The organism is Corynebacterium vitaeruminis, assembly GCF_001054325.1.
Classification (GTDB): domain Bacteria; phylum Actinomycetota; class Actinomycetes; order Mycobacteriales; family Mycobacteriaceae; genus Corynebacterium; species Corynebacterium vitaeruminis_A.
Genome location: NZ_JVVM01000011.1, coordinates 11592 through 28579, shown reverse-complemented (window position 1 = coordinate 28579; position 16988 = coordinate 11592). Strand labels below are relative to the sequence as shown.

Genomic DNA, 16988 nt, shown 5'->3' with positions numbered 1-16988 from the left:
AATGGCTTGAAAGTGTCATAAACTCGCACAGTTTCACATTTGCAGCCCGTGTCCACATGTGCAGCCCATGATTTTGGGGTTGCAGCTGAATCCGAAGTTGGGCAGGGGGGGAGGGACACTGTGGCGCCTGGTATCGGTGCGGTCGGCCTCGAGCCGTCTTGCGGTAATTGGGTTAACCAAAATGTGCCGATAGTTGTTTTTCTACGATTTTCTGGAATTTTTAGCGTGAAATTACAAGGTTGTGGTGCGTGTGTGTACAACATCTTGTGCGCCAGAAATCCCCGAACAGGGAATATCATGCTTGTGACTACTACATCTAGTGTGACTAGAGTTTTTTAGACACCAAGTGTAGTGTTTCTCGTGTCGAGCCAAGGATAGTTACAAGGACCTGTCGGCCACCCGTACTCGGTTTCTCATGAATCCCGCGGGAGCTTTCAGCCAGTCAATCAGTTTGCTGATTCCTAGGCCGCTTCCGTTGTTTGTACGAAGTCGATTCGATTTATTGGTCTTAGTCAAAGCCAGAAAGTTTGTGAGAGTCATGGTTACCGTTTACAGCAAGCCTGCATGTGTCCAGTGCCGCGCTACCACTCGTGCCCTCGATAAGGCTGGAATTGCCTACGATATCGTCGACATCACCATGGACGATGAGGCTCGGGACTACGTCATGGCCCTCGGCCACCTCCAGGCGCCGGTCGTTGATACTGGCACTGAGACCTGGTCGGGTTTCCGCCCGGATCGCATCAAGGCTCTCCAGGCAGCTTAAAAATCACACACCTCCCCGCAGATCTCGTTGACCGCCCGGGAAACGGAGATCGCGGGGTTTTGCGATGTAAAAGGGTGAAGTTCTCATGCTGGTGGTGTATTTCTCCTCGGCGACGGGGAATACACACAAGTTTGTCGAAAAGCTAGGTATCAAAAACGCCCGCATTCCCATCCGTCGCAATGAGCCGGAGCTTATCGTCGATGAGCCCTATGTCCTCATTTGTCCGACTTATGGTGGCGGTGCCTCCATCAGTGGTGGTAACTCAAGGCCAGTTCCCCCGCAGGTCATCAAATTTCTTAATAACGAGCACAACCGCTCCTTCATCCGAGGAGTGATTGCCGCCGGCAATCTCAACTTCGGTGAGGACTTCGGCAAGGCGGGGGATGTCATCTCCTACAAGTGCAAGGTCCCATATCTGTATCGCTTCGAGCTGATGGGAACCGACCACGATGTGCAGCGAGTCCGAGAGGGGCTAGAAGAGTTCTTCCACGGTAAAGCCAGCGCCTAAGTTGGCGAGCCTCAGTGTCGAGGGAAGGGACACTGAGACCCACCGTATGGATACGCTCGCGGAAGCCGTCGTAAAGCGGTGCGCGAGGAAAATAGCTAGATTAGATTGTTCCGGGCAGTGTTTGAACAGACACTGTGCGGGCAAATGAATGTCAAAGGAGTCAACGTGTCGGAAAAGGGCAAGCAGGTTGCGGAGCCGGTGGGCGACGACAAGCTGGATTACCACGCGCTCAATGCGCTGCTGAATCTGTACGGTGAAGACGGCAAGATTCAGTTCGATAAGGACCGCATGGCTGCGCGGCAGTTCTTCTTGCAGCATGTCAATCAGAACACTGTGTTCTTCCACAACCTGCGGGAGAAGCTCGATTACCTGGTAGAAAACCACTACTACGAGGCCGAGGTTCTGGAGAAGTACGAATTTGAGGACGTCAAGGCGCTGTTCAAGCAGGCCTACGCCCACAAGTTCCGTTTTAAGACTTTCCTGGGTGCTTACAAGTACTACACCTCGTACACGCTTAAGACTTTTGACGGCAAGCGTTACTTGGAGCGCTACGAAGACCGCGTCTGCATGGTTGCTCTCACGCTTGCCGACGGCGACTTGGGGCTCGCGCAGCACCTGGTTGATGAGATCATCACTGGACGCTTCCAGCCTGCTACTCCTACTTTCCTCAACTCCGGTAAGGCCCAGCGTGGCGAGCCGGTGAGCTGCTTCCTGTTGCGTATTGAGGACAACATGGAGTCCATTGGCCGCGCCATCAACTCTTCGCTGCAGCTGTCCAAGCGCGGCGGTGGTGTGGCGCTGCTGCTGAGTAACCTGCGTGAACAGGGCGCTCCGATTAAGCACATCGAGAATCAGTCTTCCGGTGTTATCCCGGTTATGAAGCTACTGGAGGACTCCTTCTCCTACGCTAACCAGCTGGGTGCTCGCCAGGGCGCTGGCGCTGTGTACCTGCATGCGCACCACCCGGATATCATGCGCTTCCTGGATACTAAGCGTGAGAACGCTGACGAGAAGATTCGTATTAAGTCGCTGTCGCTCGGCGTTGTCATTCCGGACATCACGTTCGAGCTGGCCAAGCGTAACGACGACATGTACCTCTTCAGCCCGTACGATGTCGAGCGCGTCTACGGTAAGCCTTTCGCGGATATCAACATCACTGAGAACTACGCGGATATGGTCGAGGACCCGCGTATTCGTAAGCAGAAGATCAACGCGCGTCAGTTCTTCCAGACCATCGCTGAGATTCAGTTTGAGTCCGGCTACCCGTACATCATGTTCGAGGACACGGTTAACCGCGCGAACCCGATTCAGGGGCGCATTAACATGTCGAACCTTTGCTCGGAGATTCTGCAGGTCAACACTCCGTCGACCTACAATGCGGACCTGTCCTACGAGCACGTTGGCGAGGACATTTCCTGTAACCTCGGCTCGCTGAACATTGCGATGACCATGGATTCGCCGGACTTCGGTCGCACCGTCGAGACTGCCATTCGTGGCCTGACTGCGGTCAGTGAGCAGACTTCTATTGACTCGGTGCCGTCGATTCGCAAGGGTAATGACGGATCTCACGCCATCGGCCTGGGGCAGATGAACCTGCACGGCTACCTCGGCCGCGAGAGGATCATGTACGGCTCGGCAGAGGGCCTGGACTTTACCAACGCTTACTTTGCAGCTGTGCTCTACGCTGTCCTGCGGGCATCCAACAAGATTGCTCGCGAGCGAGGTCAGAAGTTCGTTAACTTTGAGAACTCCGACTACGCCAGCGGCAAGTACTTCGATAACTTCGACCCGGCAGAGTTCCAGCCGAAGACTCAGCGGGTCAAGGAGATCTTCGCGAATTCCACCGCACACATCCCGGATGCCGAGGATTGGGCACAGCTGAAGGCCGACGTCATGGAGTATGGCCTGTTCAACCGAAACCTGCAGGCAGTGCCACCGACCGGTTCGATTTCCTACATCAACAACTCGACTTCGTCGATTCACCCGATTGCCTCTCAGATCGAGATTCGCAAGGAGGGCAAGATCGGGCGGGTGTACTACCCGGCTCCGCACTTGGACAATGACAACCGCGAGTACTTCCAGGATGCCTACGAAATCGGCTACGAAAAGATCATTGACACCTACGCGGTCGCTACCAAGTACGTTGACCAGGGACTGTCTCTGACCCTGTTCTTCAAGGACACGGTGAGCACCCGTGACCTCAACCGTGCGCAGATTTACGCATGGCGCAAGGGTATTAAGACTCTGTACTACATTCGCCTGCGTCAGGTTGCGCTGGAAGGCACTGAAGTTGAGGGTTGCGTATCCTGCATGCTCTAAACGAGTGAGCTTGAGCCCTGGAGTGCTTGAATACTTAAAGGCGTGAGCAATTCAGCGCCGTGGCGCTGAAGGCGCGAGAATTTCCCCAAGTTTTGTCGGGAGATTCTCGCGCCTTTTTCGTTAATACACTTGTTAATCCACCCGATTGGGAACAAATGTAAATAACACTATTGACGGTTGTAAGGTGTGTAATTAACCTGGTCAGTGGCAGGTAAATGTTCGCATATTTCCCCCACGTCTCGTGGGAGAAGGGGATGGAAGTCATGTCCGATACCACTGGTAAGAGCACTCCACACATCAACCCAAAGGGTGCGCCCATCGCAGAGACCATTCTGTTGCCGGGTGACCCGCTGCGCGCAAAGTTCATCGCGGAAACCTATCTGGACGACGTCGTTCAGTTCAACGAGGTCCGCAACATGTTGGGCTTCACTGGTACCTACCAGGGGCAGGAAGTGTCCGTCATGGGGTCTGGCATGGGTATTCCGTCCATTTCGCTGTACTCCTGGGAGCTCATCCATGTCTTCGGCTGTAGGAAACTGATTCGTGTCGGTTCGTGTGGTGCGCTGCAGCCGGAATTGGATTTGTATGACGTGGTTATCGGTCAGACCGCGTCGACTGATTCCAACTTCTTGTCGCAGTACAACTTGCCGGGAACATTCGCCCCGGCCGCATCTTTCCGGCTGATTGAAGATGTTCGCGATCGTGCACGCGAGCAGGGCATCACTACACACGTAGGCAACGTCTTGTCCAGTGATATCTTCTACAACTTCCAGGGTGATGTGAACGATCGGTGGGCGCGCATGGGCGTACTTGCGGTGGAGATGGAATCAGCTGGCCTGTACGCCACGGCTGCGGAGGCCGGCGTGGAGGCAATGGGCATCTTCACTGTCTCGGACAATATTGCCACGCGTGGAAAGACCACTCCGGAAGAACGCGAGAAGGCCTTCACCACCATGATGGAGCTGGCTTTGCCGCTGGCTCGACTCTAGTGGCCCAGTCTGCAATCAATCGGCTTGAAGTGTGAAATAGGTACAGTGCGATGAGCAATCCCGCCAGCAATGCCAGCGCAAATGTGAAACCCTCCGCCAGCGCCGCGCCACGATCTGCCGCGCCAAATCCGAAGGCCGCAGTACCGGTCTTACTGTTTTCCTTTGTTTTCTGTCTGGTCCTGGACAATGGCTTTAAGTTCATGACCAAACCGATTGCGGAATCTCTGGATCTCAGTGTCTCCACGGCTAGTCTGCAGGCTACGCTCGCCGGCATTTTGATTGGCATTGGCGCCGTGGTGTACGCCGCATTGGCGGATAGCATCAGTATCCGCAAATTGATGATTGTCGGTATCGGCTTTGTCGCCGTGGGCTCTCTACTGGGATATTTCTTCCAGGGCGTATGGCCCATAGTGCTTACAGCGCGCATTATTCAAACTTCCGGTCTGGCAGCGGCCGAGACGCTTTACGTCATCTATGTCACCAAGTACCTAAGCCCAGAAGATCAGAAGACCTACCTCGGCTTTTCCACCGCGGCCTTCCAAGCTGCTCTGCTGATTGGTACGTTGACTTCGGGAATTGTGGCTACCTACATTTCCTGGCCGGCTATGTTCCTGATTTCGCTCATTCTGATAGTCGCCATTCCATTCCTGATCAAGACAGTTCCAGAGGAGCAGCAGGAGAAGAGTCACCTCGATATCTTCGGCCTATTCCTCATCGCGGGCATCGCCACTGCAGTGATGCTGTTTATGCAGCGATTCCAATGGTGGTGGCTGGCGGCCGCTGTGCTGGGGATTGCACTGTTTGCTTGGCATATACGGACGCATGACAACGCTGTAGTTAACCCATCGTTCTTCACCAATGCGCGCTACGTCTGCGCACTGATTGTCGTTCTTGTGGTTTACATGGTGCAGCTGGGCTATTCGGTCATCCTGTTGCCGTATATGGTCGATGAGCTCTATGGCATCAACCTCGACGGTGCCGCTTACATACTCGCGCCGGGCTATCTCTGCGCTGTCATCGTCGGTGTGATGTCTGGCAAGGTTGCGAAGTTCCTGTCCTCAAGGCAGGCTATTGTCGCTGCTATCAGCATTATTATCGTGGCACTGCTTATCCCCGCGGTGCTGCCGGGGGCTGGTGTTGCCACGGTTATTGCGTCCATGATTCTGTTTCCATCGGGGTTCGCGCTCATGTATGCCCCGTTGGTTGCGACCGCACTGCAGAATATTCCTGCAGCAAAGTCCGGTGTCGCTATTGGTTTCTATAACCTGACCATCAACATTGCCGTGCCGGTTGGCATTGCGTTGACGGCCATGCTTGTTGATTCTCGTCCGGCCTTCTTCAGCGCCCTGTCCCTCGCGCAGTCTGAAGCAGAAGGTGTCTCCGCTACTATTGCTTGGTTGCTGGCGCTCATGGCAGTCGTGGGTTTGCTGGTTTACGTCATCTCCGACCGCATCATCAGCTCTACCGCAGACAACCGCGAGAAGGTCTACGCCTAGGTTTACGCCGCATCTTGTACTAGGTGCTTGACGACGGACATTGCGTCGTCAAGCGCCTTTTTCTTTGTGTAGCTCAGTATTGGGGAGGGGAGACGCTTATAAAAGGCGTTCAATGGAGAGTTATCTCATAGAGGGGTGCTTAAAACTACCAGTGTGGGTAAGCTGCAAAGGGTAGTGGCTCCTTTCATCGGGAGCCTGACGTTTTGTAGCGGGACAAGGCTGAGATAACCACCGCTGCAACTGCTGTTTTTGAACTCGTAACGAGTGAAGAGTGTTCCTTATATATAAGGTGCGTTCTGAAAACGGCAATATCAATGAAAAGGGAGAGGTTTCCACGTGAGTTTCGATGATTGCCCACCCTCGACTCCGGCCCACCGTGAGAAGAATCCAGAAGCGCGTGCCTGCCCAGTTGCGGCTATTGACTGGAACACGATTCCTGATGACAAGGATCTCGAGGTTTGGGATCGTCTGACCGGTAACTTCTGGTTGCCGGAAAAGGTGCCGCTGTCGAATGACATCAAGAGCTGGAATACGCTCAACGCACTGGAACAGCGCACCACGATGCGCGTGTTCACTGGTCTGACCATGCTGGACACCATCCAGGGCACGGTCGGCGCAGTATCGCTCATTCCGGATGCGCTGACTCCGCACGAGGAAGCTGTGTACACCAATATCGCCTTCATGGAGTCGGTGCACGCAAAGAGCTACTCGTCGATTTTCCAGACGCTGGCGTCGACTCCTGAAATCCAGGATGCGTTCCGTTGGGGTGAGGAGAACGAGTACCTGCAGAAGAAGGCCAAGATTATCCTCGACTACTACGAGGGTGATAACCCGCAAAAGAAGAAGGTCGCTTCCACTTTGCTGGAGTCCTTCCTGTTCTACTCGGGCTTCTACCTGCCGATGTACTGGTCCAGCCACGCCAAGCTGACCAACACCGCGGATATCATTCGCCTGATCATTCGTGATGAGGCAGTGCACGGTTACTACATCGGTTACAAGTACCAGCGCAACCTGGAGCGTCTGACTCAGGCCGAACGTAACGAGCTGAAGGAATACACCTTCGATCTCATGTTTGACCTCTACGACAATGAGATTCAGTACACCGAGGAAATGTACGACGAACTCGGTTGGACCGAGGATGTCAAGCGTTTCCTGCGTTACAACGGCAACAAGGCGTTGAACAACCTCGGGTACGAGGGCATGTTCCCGTCCGACGAAACTCGCGTGTCACCGGCGATCCTGTCGGCTCTGTCGCCTAATGCTGACGAGAACCACGACTTCTTCTCAGGTTCGGGTTCTTCCTATGTCATGGGTAAGGCCGAAGTGACCGAGGATGAGGACTGGGACTTCTAAAAGCAGAGGTATAGGGGCATTCCGCCACGAAGTCTGCTGTAGTAATCGCACACACGGGGGTAGTAAACCTAACCTCGATGATTCCTGCTAAAAAGGCGTTAGCCCAGGTTAAGACAATTCTCAGGAAACTAATAGTGTGCTTAACTGAGTAGGGAAGTGAGCTGGAGTATTCCTTAGCCTTAACTTTTTCCAAGGTTCAGACTAGAATCTGGCACATAGCGGTAGGTGGGTTCGCCATCGCGTACTCACCTGCACTATTCTCACAAGGACAAAACTTAAAATCCCTGTAGTGAGTTACAGGAAATCTTCGCGTAGTAAGGAGGAAGAATGACTGCAGTAGCGCCTCGTCCAGATCATGGCGTTGTAGCGCCGGAACGGCCGCAGCCGTTCGGACATGAGCGTAAGGGCAGCTGGGCGTGGGATATGCTGACCACGACCGACCACAAGAAGCTGGGCATTATGTACATCATTATGTCCTTCTCGTTCTTCTTTGTCGGCGGTCTGATGGCTCTGCTTATCCGTGCTGAGCTCTTCGCCCCAGGACTCCAGTTCCTTTCTAACGAGCAGTTCAACCAGATGTTCACCATGCACGGCACGGTGATGCTGCTTCTGTTCGGTACCCCGATTGTTTGGGGTTTTGCTAACTACATTCTGCCGCTTCAGATTGGTGCGCCGGACGTGGCTTTCCCGCGTCTGAACGCTTTCGGCTTCTGGTTGACCACTGTTGGTGGCATTCTGATGCTGTCGGGCTTCCTGACTCCGGGTGGTGCTGCTGACTTCGGTTGGACCATGTACTCCCCGCTGTCTGACCCGATTCACTCCCCGGGTGTCGGTTCTGACCTGTGGATTGTCGGTGTCGGTATCGGTGGTGTCGGTACCATCGCTTCCGCTATTAACATGACCACCACTGTTCTGTGCCTCCGTGCACCGGGCATGACCATGTTCCGTATGCCGATTTTCACTTGGAACATCCTGGTCACCTCGATCCTGGCTCTGCTGATCTTCCCGATTCTGACTGCAGCTGCTCTTGGTGTTCTGTACGACCGTAAGCTGGGCGGTCACATTTACGACCCGGCAAATGGTGGCGCCATGCTGTGGCAGCACCTGTTCTGGTTCTTCGGTCACCCAGAGGTCTACGTCCTGCTGTTGCCGTTCGTGGGCATCATCACCGAAGTTGTTCCGGTCTTCTCCCGCAAGCCGCTGTTCGGCTACGCAGGCATGGTCTTCGCAACCCTGTCTATTGCAGGTCTGTCCATGGCTGTGTGGGCACACCACATGTTCGTGACCGGTGGCGTTCTGCTTCCGTTCTTCTCGTTCATGACCTTCCTGATTTCGGTCCCGACTGGTGTTAAGTTCATCAACTGGATGGGTACCATGTGGCGCGGCCACATGACCTTCGAGGCCCCGATGACCTTCGCTCTCGGCTTCATCGTGACCTTCCTGTTCGGTGGTCTGACCGGTATTATGCTGGCTTCCCCGCCGCTGGACTTCCACGTCTCTGACACCTACTTCGTCGTTGCACACTTCCACTACACCCTGTTCGGTACCCTGGTCTTCGCTTCCTACTCGGGCGTTTACTTCTGGTTCCCGAAGATGACTGGTCGTATGCTCGACGAGAAGCTGGCTAAGGTTCACTTCTGGCTGACCTTCATCGGCTTCAACATGACCTTCCTGGTTCAGCACTGGCTGGGTAACGAAGGTATGCCGCGTCGTTACGCCGACTACCTCGAGACTGACGGTTTCACCACCCTGAACATGATCTCCACCGTTGGTGCTTTCATCCTGGGTCTGTCCGTCATCCCGTTCGTCTGGAACGTCTTCAAGTCCTGGCGTTACGGTGAGGTCGTCACTGTTGATGACCCGTGGGGTTACGGTAACTCCCTCGAGTGGGCCACCTCTTGCCCGCCGCCGCGCCACAACTTCACCTCGATGCCGCGCATCCGCTCGGAGCGCCCGGCGTTCGAGCTGCACTACCCGCACATGGTTGAGCGTCAGCGCGCAGAGGCTCACGTTGGTCGTCAGCTCTAAGAGCTAGTCCTACATGGCTAATGCAACTCTGAGTTAATAACTACGCGAAGCAACGGCCCCATCACGGTTCTCCGTGATGGGGCCGTTGCCTTGTCTTTAAAAGGATTTCCAAAGAAGGTTGGGGGGCAGGGAGAGCTACCGGCTCTGCAACCGGCCACCCTCTGAAGTGCGGAATCCGCCTATGCGATGAGCACTCTGCCGCGGCTTCATGCGATACTGGATTGGTGAATGAACAGGTAATTTCCTCCCCCAATCAGTCTGCAGATTCCGATGCTCTGTCGGTTTCGTTAGCACCGGGCCTAGCTCCGGTTCTTATTACCGCTGTCGGTCGTGATCGTCCGGGTGTCTCGGCAGCTTTCTTCCGTGTGCTCGCTGCCTACGGAGTTCAGATTCTGGATGTGGAACAGTCGGTGTTCCGATCTAACCTGAGCCTCGGTGCACTTGTTGGTGTCACCGAGGAGAAGGTTGGTGTGCTCCGTGAGGGGCTCATTGAAACACTGAAGCCCCACGGCATGACGGTCAGTTTCCAGCTGGATGCCGCGATTGAACGTAGCGATGGATCTACCCATGCGCTTGTCGTATTGGGCAACCCGGTCAACGCCGAGGACATCTCCCGTATCGGCCGCACTCTCGCTGATTACGATGCAAACATCGACTCCATTCGCGGTATTGCTGATTATCCTGTTACCGGCCTGGAGCTGTTGGTCTCTATTCCGGATCCGAAGCCGGGTGCGGGTATTCCACTGCGTAAGGCACTGGCTGAGCTCGCCCAGGACCAGGACATCGATATTGCAATTGAGCGCGCCGGTTTGCAGCGCCGTTCCAAGCGCTTAATTTGCTTCGATGTCGACTCCACCCTGATTACCGGTGAGGTCATTGAGATGCTGGCCGCCCATGCTGGTCGTGAGGCTGAGGTTGCAGCGGTTACGGAGCGTGCGATGCGAGGCGAGCTGGACTTCGCTGAGTCACTGCACGAGCGAGTCAAGGCTCTGGCTGGTCTGCCGGTCAGCGTTCTCGAGGAAGTTACGAACTCCATCGAGCTCACTCCAGGTGCCCGCACTACCATCCGTACATTGAAGCGCCTCGGATACAAGTGTGGCGCTGTCTCCGGTGGCTTTATCCAGATTCTGGAGCCACTGGCAAAGGATCTCGGCCTGGACTTTTACAAGGCCAATACTCTCGAGATTGAGGACGGAAAGCTGACTGGTCGCGTGGTCGGCGGTGTCGTCGATAGGCAGGAAAAAGCACGTAGCCTTAAGGCCTTCGCCGAAGCGTCGGGACTTCAGATGCACCAGACCGTCGCCGTCGGCGATGGTGCCAATGACATCGATATGTTGTCGGTCGCAGGTCTCGGTATTGCATTCAACGCTAAGCCGGCGCTGAAGGAAATCGCTGACACGTCGGTCAACGTTCCATTCATGGATTCGATTTTGTTCATGCTGGGCATTTCTCGCGATGAAATTGATGATGCCGACCGCGAAGATGGCACCTTCCGCCGCGTGCCGTTGGAGCAGTAGTGCCAAGCGCGAATCACAACAATCCCGCAGCCACTGCCGAATCATCGGTTCCAGAGTGGTTCCGCATTGCCCATAGCCTCTTGCCGCAGCCCGATAGGGAAGATCGCGGTGAGGATGTGCCGTGGGCAATGGCTATTGTGCTTGAGGTTCCGAAGAAGGAACGCCCCTCGCGCACAGCGCTGCTCCGTGCCGCGGCGATGGCTGTTGTCGCGTGTTGCCTGGACGAACGCGCAGGCGATGCCACTTCGGCCTATCAACGAGGCCTGACATCTTGGTACGGTGCGCGCATCCGCAAGCTGTCACGCCGCGCTCGCAATATCGGCTGGCAACGCGCACAGCTTGCACCGGGTGTCACTATCGAAGTCGACGGCGCGCAGGCTCGCGCACTTTTGCCAACGCCGGTAGACGAAACTTATCCGGAGATCGCCAAACTACAAATTTCGGGCACCGATTTGCCTTACGACGATCCGGAGAACGCATCTACCACCAAACCGAGTGGACAGGGCAGCGCCGACACCTTTGCTCCGCCAGTGATTTGGGTGGACAAAAACCTGAATATGTCTGCCGGGAAGGTAGCCGCCCAGGTTGGGCACGGCTCAATGCTCTATGCGGCCACCCTGTCGGTCGAGGATGCTTGGGCGTGGGCGCAAACTGGCTACGCGTTAGATGTGAAAGAAACACCGCGGGAGCTGTGGCCAGCGCCAGAGCTCCGCGCGGTTGAAGTGCAGGATGCCGGGTTTACAGAGATTGCGCCCGGCTCAATCACCGTGGCGGTCACGCCAGGGGCACAGGGGCAGTAGCGGACAGCTAAGCGCGCGCTGCCTCCATGGCCTTAAGATCCTTGCGCAGGATCTTGCCGGTTGCCGACTTTGGAATCTCATCCATGAATTCGACTACTCGCACCTTCTTGTACGGTGCGACGCGTTCGGCAACAAAGTCCATTACCTCATCAGCAGTGAGTTGCTTTCCTTCCTTGAGCACCACATATGCCTTCGGAATTTCCTCACCATCGGAGCGAATGACACCACTGCAGGCAGCATCAGCGATATCCGGGTGCTCGAGAAGCACGGACTCAAGTTCTGCCGGTGGTACCTGGTAACCCTTGTACTTGATCAGTTCCTTGAAGCGGTCGACAATGTATGCATTCCCTTCCTTGTCGAGTTCCGCAACGTCGCCTGTTCGCAACCAGCCGTCGACAAGCGTTGCAGCCGTAGCTTCGGGATTGTTGAGATAACCCTTCATTACCTGAGGACCGCGAATCCACAGTTCTCCGGACTTGGAACGTCCTGATTCAGGAACTGGGATTTCATCGAGGTCCTCAGTATCGAGGTCAACGATTTTGTACTCGGTGTTCGGGACTGCTCGACCGATGGAATCCAGTGGGCTGTCGTGTCCGATACGAATGTGCGCGGCAGGGGAGGACTCGGTCATACCGTAGCCCTGGGCGACAGTGCAGCCGAGGCGCTTTTCCACCTGCTCCGCCAAATCCAACTGAAGCGAAGCTGCGCCGGAGAAGATTACTTCCAGGCTGGACAGGTCGAAAGAATCAACCGCAGGGTGCTTGGCCAACCCAACTGCGACCGGCGGTGCGATGAACGCAAACTTGACCTTGTGCTCCGAAATAATGGAAAGGAAATCCAGCAAGTCGAACTTGCCCATCGTGTACTGGGTAGTGCGTCGCCAGAGGCAAAGATTGAGCAGAGCAGTCAAACCGTAGATGTGGAAGAACGGCAGAATCGTAACCGCCGGGGTTGTCTCATCCAGTGCCTCGACAGTTGCTGCTCCTGCCTGAGCCACGTTGGCAACAAGATTGCGATGCGTGAGTTGGACGCCCTTTGGCACACCAGTGGTGCCAGAAGAAAACGGAATGACAGCAACGTCATCGGGAGAAACGTCTACATCTGGTGCCGCATGGCCTTCAGCAAGCAGCTCACCCATGCCGTGAAGACCCGTCAGACCAATGATTTTGTCTTCCGGAAGCCCGGCAGCCTCAGCGCCATTGGCGCCAGCCCAACCGATAGAAGAGGTGGTGAGCATCATCTTCGCGCCGGAGATGCGTAGCTGATTTTCGATGTCTTCTGCGGTTGCCAGCGAGGCAACAGTCGTGCAGATTGCACCTGCGCGAAGAACACCGTGCAGAGCGACTGCGAAAGTGGTGGAGTTAGGGCAGTGCAGGGCAACAACATCGCCCTTTTTAATTCCACGTGCAGCAAGAGCGCCCGCGAAGGCCTCAATGCTGGCCTTCAAATCCCCGAAAGTTACCTCTGAGCCGGAGTCAACTACTGCGAGTTTGTCCGTGTGCCGAGGCTCGATTTCGCCAAACAGAAAATCGAATAGAGAGGTTTCCGGAATATCGATGTTGGGAAGACTGCTAGTCAGCGGCATAGGGGAAAACAACCTTTCTGCACGTGCGTCAGGCTTCAGATGAATTCCTTGAACAAGGATCACCGTGTTAGCTTCGTTGTGTTTCACATCACAGTAGTAGGTGTGCTGACAGTTCGTGCAGATTTTGGGAAAAATGTCATTTCTTATGTGAAATGACTACCTAGCTAGCTGTCCCGCGTCAGCCTAGTCAGCGCACCAGCAGCGACATTGAGGTCAGTCGTACGCCAAAAGTCAGGCATCGAAGCCGCAATCCAGGAACCATAACGCGCCGTGGCCAAGCGAGAATCCAGCACGGCCACGACACCGCGGTCATCAACCTGTCGCAGCAGGCGACCGGAGCCCTGTGCCATTAGCAGCGCAGCATGGGTCGCCGAGACCTCCATAAATCCGTTTCTACCAGCAGCGTTAGCGGCATCGGAGCGCGCGGATAGCAGCGGGTCATCGGGGCGGGGGAATGGAATACGGTCGATGATGACACAGGACAGCGAAGGCCCGGGAACATCGACACCCTGCCACAGCGTCAACGTGCCAAACAAACACGTCTGCGGGTTAGCGGCGAAGCGATCGACCAGGGCACCGATAGAGTCATCGCCCTGGCACAGGACGTCGTAAGGCAGGCGTTTGCGCATTTCCTCCGCCGCTGCTTCGGCGCCTCGGCGAGAGGAAAATAGCCCCAGTGTGCGTCCGCCAGCGGCGCGGATAAGGCGCTCCATGATGTCGAACTGCTGCGGAGTGGCACCGTCGCGTCCGGGACGCGGCAGGTCGCGTGCGACGTAGAGGATGCCGGATTTCTTGGGGTCAAAGGGTGTGCCGACGTCCAAGCCATCCCACCCTCCGGAGGGAAGCCCCCAGGCCGCGGCCATGGCATCGAACTTGCCACCAAGAGCCAGCGTTGCTGAAGTCAAGACGACGGTGGATTCGCCGAAGAGGCGTTCGCGAAGCAGTGCTGCGATGGACAAGGGAGCGACATAAACTGTCTTGTTCTCGCCAAGCCATACGACATCGTCGCTGCTGAACTCGAGAATCCGGACGACAGTATCGTGCATATTCTCCACGGCTGCGCGCACGGTCTGGCGCTCCGTGCTGTCAGAGTCGGAACCCGAACCCCCGGAGCCCGACCCGCCCGACCCGCCAGAGCCGCCTGAGCTAGAGGTACCCAGCGTGGTCTGCAAGTGCCACAGGCTATCGCGGAGCGAAGCTAGCGCCGCTCCGAGCTCACCTGGAATTTCTTCGAGTGCGCCGCTGTAGGCATCGGAAAGCAATGCGACGGTCTCGCCGAGTAAATCCGTGGCATCGATGACATCATCGACCTGCTCTGTGGCGCCGAACTTGCGGGCACGGCGAGCCATCATGGTGATACCTGCAGGGGAGAGCTCGTCGGTGGCGACAGAAGTGATGCGGCCATCGAGCTCGTGGGCCTCGTCGATGACGACGCAGTCGTGCTGCGGCAGAATCATGGCGTCGGAGAGCGCATCGATGGCGAGTAGTGCGTGATTGGTGACCACGATGTCGACGTTGGAGGCTTCGCGACGTGCTTGTTCGGCGAAACACTCCTCGCCGAATGGGCAGGAAATGGCGCCGACGCATTCGCGGGCCGTGACGGAGACCTGCCGCCAAGCTTCGTTGGAAACGCCCTTGTCCAGGCTGTCGCGGTCGCCGGTGTCGGTGTCATTGGCCCACTCGCGTAGCCGCATGACCTCGGCAGCGGTTCGGCTTAGCTGTGCTTCGCTGAGTAGAGCAGTTGGGGCACCCATACTGGCCTGCTCGGATGCGTCACCGTCCACGACGGGATCTTTGATGACATTTCCGACCTTGGACTTGCACAGGTAGTTCGAGCGTCCTTTGAGGATTGCGAAGGTCGGCGTGCGGGACAAGTGTGGCTCTAGTGAACTGACCAGCCTCGGCAAGTCACGTTCGACCAGCTGACGCTGCAGCGCAATAGTCGCTGTGGAAACGATTACGGACTCGTCGGACTCCATTGCCTGCACAATGGCGGGTACTAGGTAGGCCAGCGACTTACCCGTACCGGTACCGGCTTGCACCGCCAGGTGCCGCTCGCGTGCAAAGGCTGAGGCAACCGCGCGGGACATCTTGACCTGATTGGGCCGCGTCGTTCCGCCGAGTCCCTCGACTGCCGCATCGAGAAGCGATTCGATGCTGTCGGAGTCATGGACGCTGGCGCTCGGTGGAACCTGGTCGTCTAGCTCATCTGCCCCATCAACGTCATCAAAGTCGTCCGAGAGGTCCGCAAGATCTGCGTGCTCGGGAGTATCCGACACAGTCCCGCCGCCTAGACGCCGTGGAAACGGACGGACAGCACCGGCTCGTCACGGGAAAGTGCGAGCCCCTCCCACGGGAGGCTGACCAGAGCCTTAACAAGGTGGTCGCGGGACTCCTCCAGCGTCGGCAAACCATCGACGACTTCGCCATCGCGCATCATCGGAATAGTCAGATCGCGGTACTGCAGGTTGCCCACATCTGGAATCTCAGAGCCGAGCGGGAAGGCGATTTCCTCCACAGCGGTACCGGAACGGCGGCAGGTACGAATCGCTGCCTTCACGCCACCGTGGCTCCGCTTGTCCAACGAACGCTTGGCGACGGGCACCCCATCAACTTCGACCATCTTGTAGACCAGCCCCGCAGTTGGTGCACCGGAGCCAGTGACTACAGAGGTACCCACGCCGTAGGCATCAACCGGCTCTGCCCGCAGCGCCGCGATGGCGAACTCGTCGAGGTCAGAGGACACCACGATGTTTGTGTTGTGAGCGCCCAGCGAGTCCAACTGCTGGCGCACCTGGCGAGCGAGAACACCCAGGTCGCCAGAGTCAATGCGCACACCGCCGAGTTCCGGGCCTGCGACCTCAATGGCAGTATTGACGCCTTCGGTGATGTCGTAGGTATCCACCAGCAAAGTGGTGTCCGTCCCCAGCGTGTCAATCTGAGCCTTGAAGGCTGCTGCCTCGTTCGTTGTGCCATCTGGGTTGGTGTGCAGCAGTGTCCACGCGTGCGCAGCGGTACCAGAGGCCGGGATGTTGTACCGTGCCGCTGCCTCCAAGTTGGAGGTGGCGCTAAAACCTGCCAGGTAGGCGGCGCGGGCAGCAGTTACGGCGGCCTCTTCATGAGTGCGGCGGGAACCCATTTCAATAATCGGACGACCACCAGCAGCGGTGACCATGCGGGTTGCCGCCGATGCGATGGCGGAGTCCGCATTGAGGATGGAGAGAATAACAGTCTCCAAAATGACGCACTCAGCGAAAGTGCCCCGAACAGTCAAAATGGGTGAGGCGGGGAAGTAGAGCTCTCCCTCGCGGTAGCCGTCGACCTGGCCACTAAAGGAATAGTTACGCAGGTAATCCAGCGTCCGGTCATCGAGGAAGTCCAGCGAAGCCAGCTGTTCCTCGGTGAAGCGGAAGTTGCGGATAGCATCCAACACACGTGCTGTACCAGCGACAACGCCATAGCGGCGCTCATTCGGTAGGCGGCGGCCGAACACCTCGAAGGCGACCTGGCGCTCGCCGGATCCGTCTGCAAGCGATGCCTGCAGCATCGTCAGCTCGTACTTATCGGTGAGAAGGGCGGTGGAGGAATGCTTATCAATCACGGTCAATAGTCTAGTCGGCCGAAGCTGGC

General features: G+C 56.6%; 12 protein-coding genes. 9 read left to right on the top strand and 3 right to left on the bottom strand.

Annotated elements, in window-relative coordinates:
- The first annotated feature begins 538 nt into the window (after nt 1–538).
- From nrdH to ADA16_RS03030, 9 genes are all read left to right on the top strand, one after another.
- Entirely contained in the window at nt 539–763 is a 225-nt protein-coding gene (gene nrdH, locus ADA16_RS03070; protein WP_005511161.1) for a glutaredoxin-like protein NrdH, read from the top strand.
- Between the two features lie 85 nt (nt 764–848).
- Nucleotides 849–1271 (top strand): class Ib ribonucleoside-diphosphate reductase assembly flavoprotein NrdI, encoded by a 423-nt coding sequence (gene nrdI / locus ADA16_RS03065; RefSeq protein ID WP_048759085.1) that lies wholly within the window; start codon nt 849–851, stop codon nt 1269–1271.
- 144 nt (nt 1272–1415) lie between these two features.
- Nucleotides 1416–3590 (top strand): class 1b ribonucleoside-diphosphate reductase subunit alpha, encoded by a 2175-nt coding sequence (nrdE, locus tag ADA16_RS03060; RefSeq protein ID WP_193387479.1) that lies wholly within the window; start codon nt 1416–1418, stop codon nt 3588–3590.
- Between the two features lie 263 nt (nt 3591–3853).
- Entirely contained in the window at nt 3854–4579 is a 726-nt protein-coding gene (gene deoD, locus ADA16_RS03055; protein ID WP_048759091.1) for a purine-nucleoside phosphorylase, read from the top strand.
- Nucleotides 4580–4629: 50 nt separating this feature from the next.
- Nucleotides 4630–6075 carry an MFS transporter gene (locus ADA16_RS03050; protein ID WP_048759083.1) on the top strand — a complete coding sequence of 482 codons (1446 nt, stop codon included), beginning with the start codon at nt 4630–4632 and terminating at the stop codon, nt 6073–6075.
- Between the two features lie 336 nt (nt 6076–6411).
- On the top strand, nt 6412–7428 hold the full coding sequence (nrdF, locus tag ADA16_RS03045) for a class 1b ribonucleoside-diphosphate reductase subunit beta (RefSeq protein WP_048759081.1): 1017 nt from the start codon (nt 6412–6414) through the stop codon (nt 7426–7428).
- Between the two features lie 327 nt (nt 7429–7755).
- Nucleotides 7756–9456 (top strand): cytochrome c oxidase subunit I, encoded by a 1701-nt coding sequence (gene ctaD / locus ADA16_RS03040; protein WP_048759079.1) that lies wholly within the window; start codon nt 7756–7758, stop codon nt 9454–9456.
- Between the two features lie 224 nt (nt 9457–9680).
- Complete coding sequence (gene serB / locus ADA16_RS03035) at nt 9681–10973, top strand: phosphoserine phosphatase SerB (protein WP_048759077.1); 1293 nt, start codon at nt 9681–9683, stop codon at nt 10971–10973.
- The gene (locus ADA16_RS03030) at nt 10973–11773 is read left to right on the top strand and encodes an aminoacyl-tRNA hydrolase (RefSeq protein ID WP_048759075.1); all 801 of its coding nucleotides are present in this window, start codon (nt 10973–10975) and stop codon (nt 11771–11773) included. Before serB ends, ADA16_RS03030 begins: the two co-directional genes overlap by 1 nt.
- Before the next feature lie 7 nt (nt 11774–11780).
- Here the strand turns inward: ADA16_RS03030 and ADA16_RS03025 are convergent, their stop codons facing one another.
- The 3 genes from ADA16_RS03025 to ADA16_RS03015 form a co-directional block, all read right to left on the bottom strand.
- Complete coding sequence (locus ADA16_RS03025) at nt 11781–13358, bottom strand: AMP-binding protein (protein ID WP_048759074.1); 1578 nt, start codon at nt 13356–13358, stop codon at nt 11781–11783.
- Nucleotides 13359–13522: 164 nt separating this feature from the next.
- The gene (locus ADA16_RS03020) at nt 13523–15637 is read right to left on the bottom strand and encodes an ATP-dependent DNA helicase (protein ID WP_048759073.1); all 2115 of its coding nucleotides are present in this window, start codon (nt 15635–15637) and stop codon (nt 13523–13525) included.
- A gap of 11 nt (nt 15638–15648) precedes the next feature.
- Nucleotides 15649–16959: a nicotinate phosphoribosyltransferase gene (locus tag ADA16_RS03015; RefSeq protein WP_048759088.1), complete on the bottom strand. Its 1311-nt coding sequence runs from the start codon at nt 16957–16959 to the stop codon at nt 15649–15651.
- Between the last annotated feature and the right edge of the window lie 29 nt (nt 16960–16988).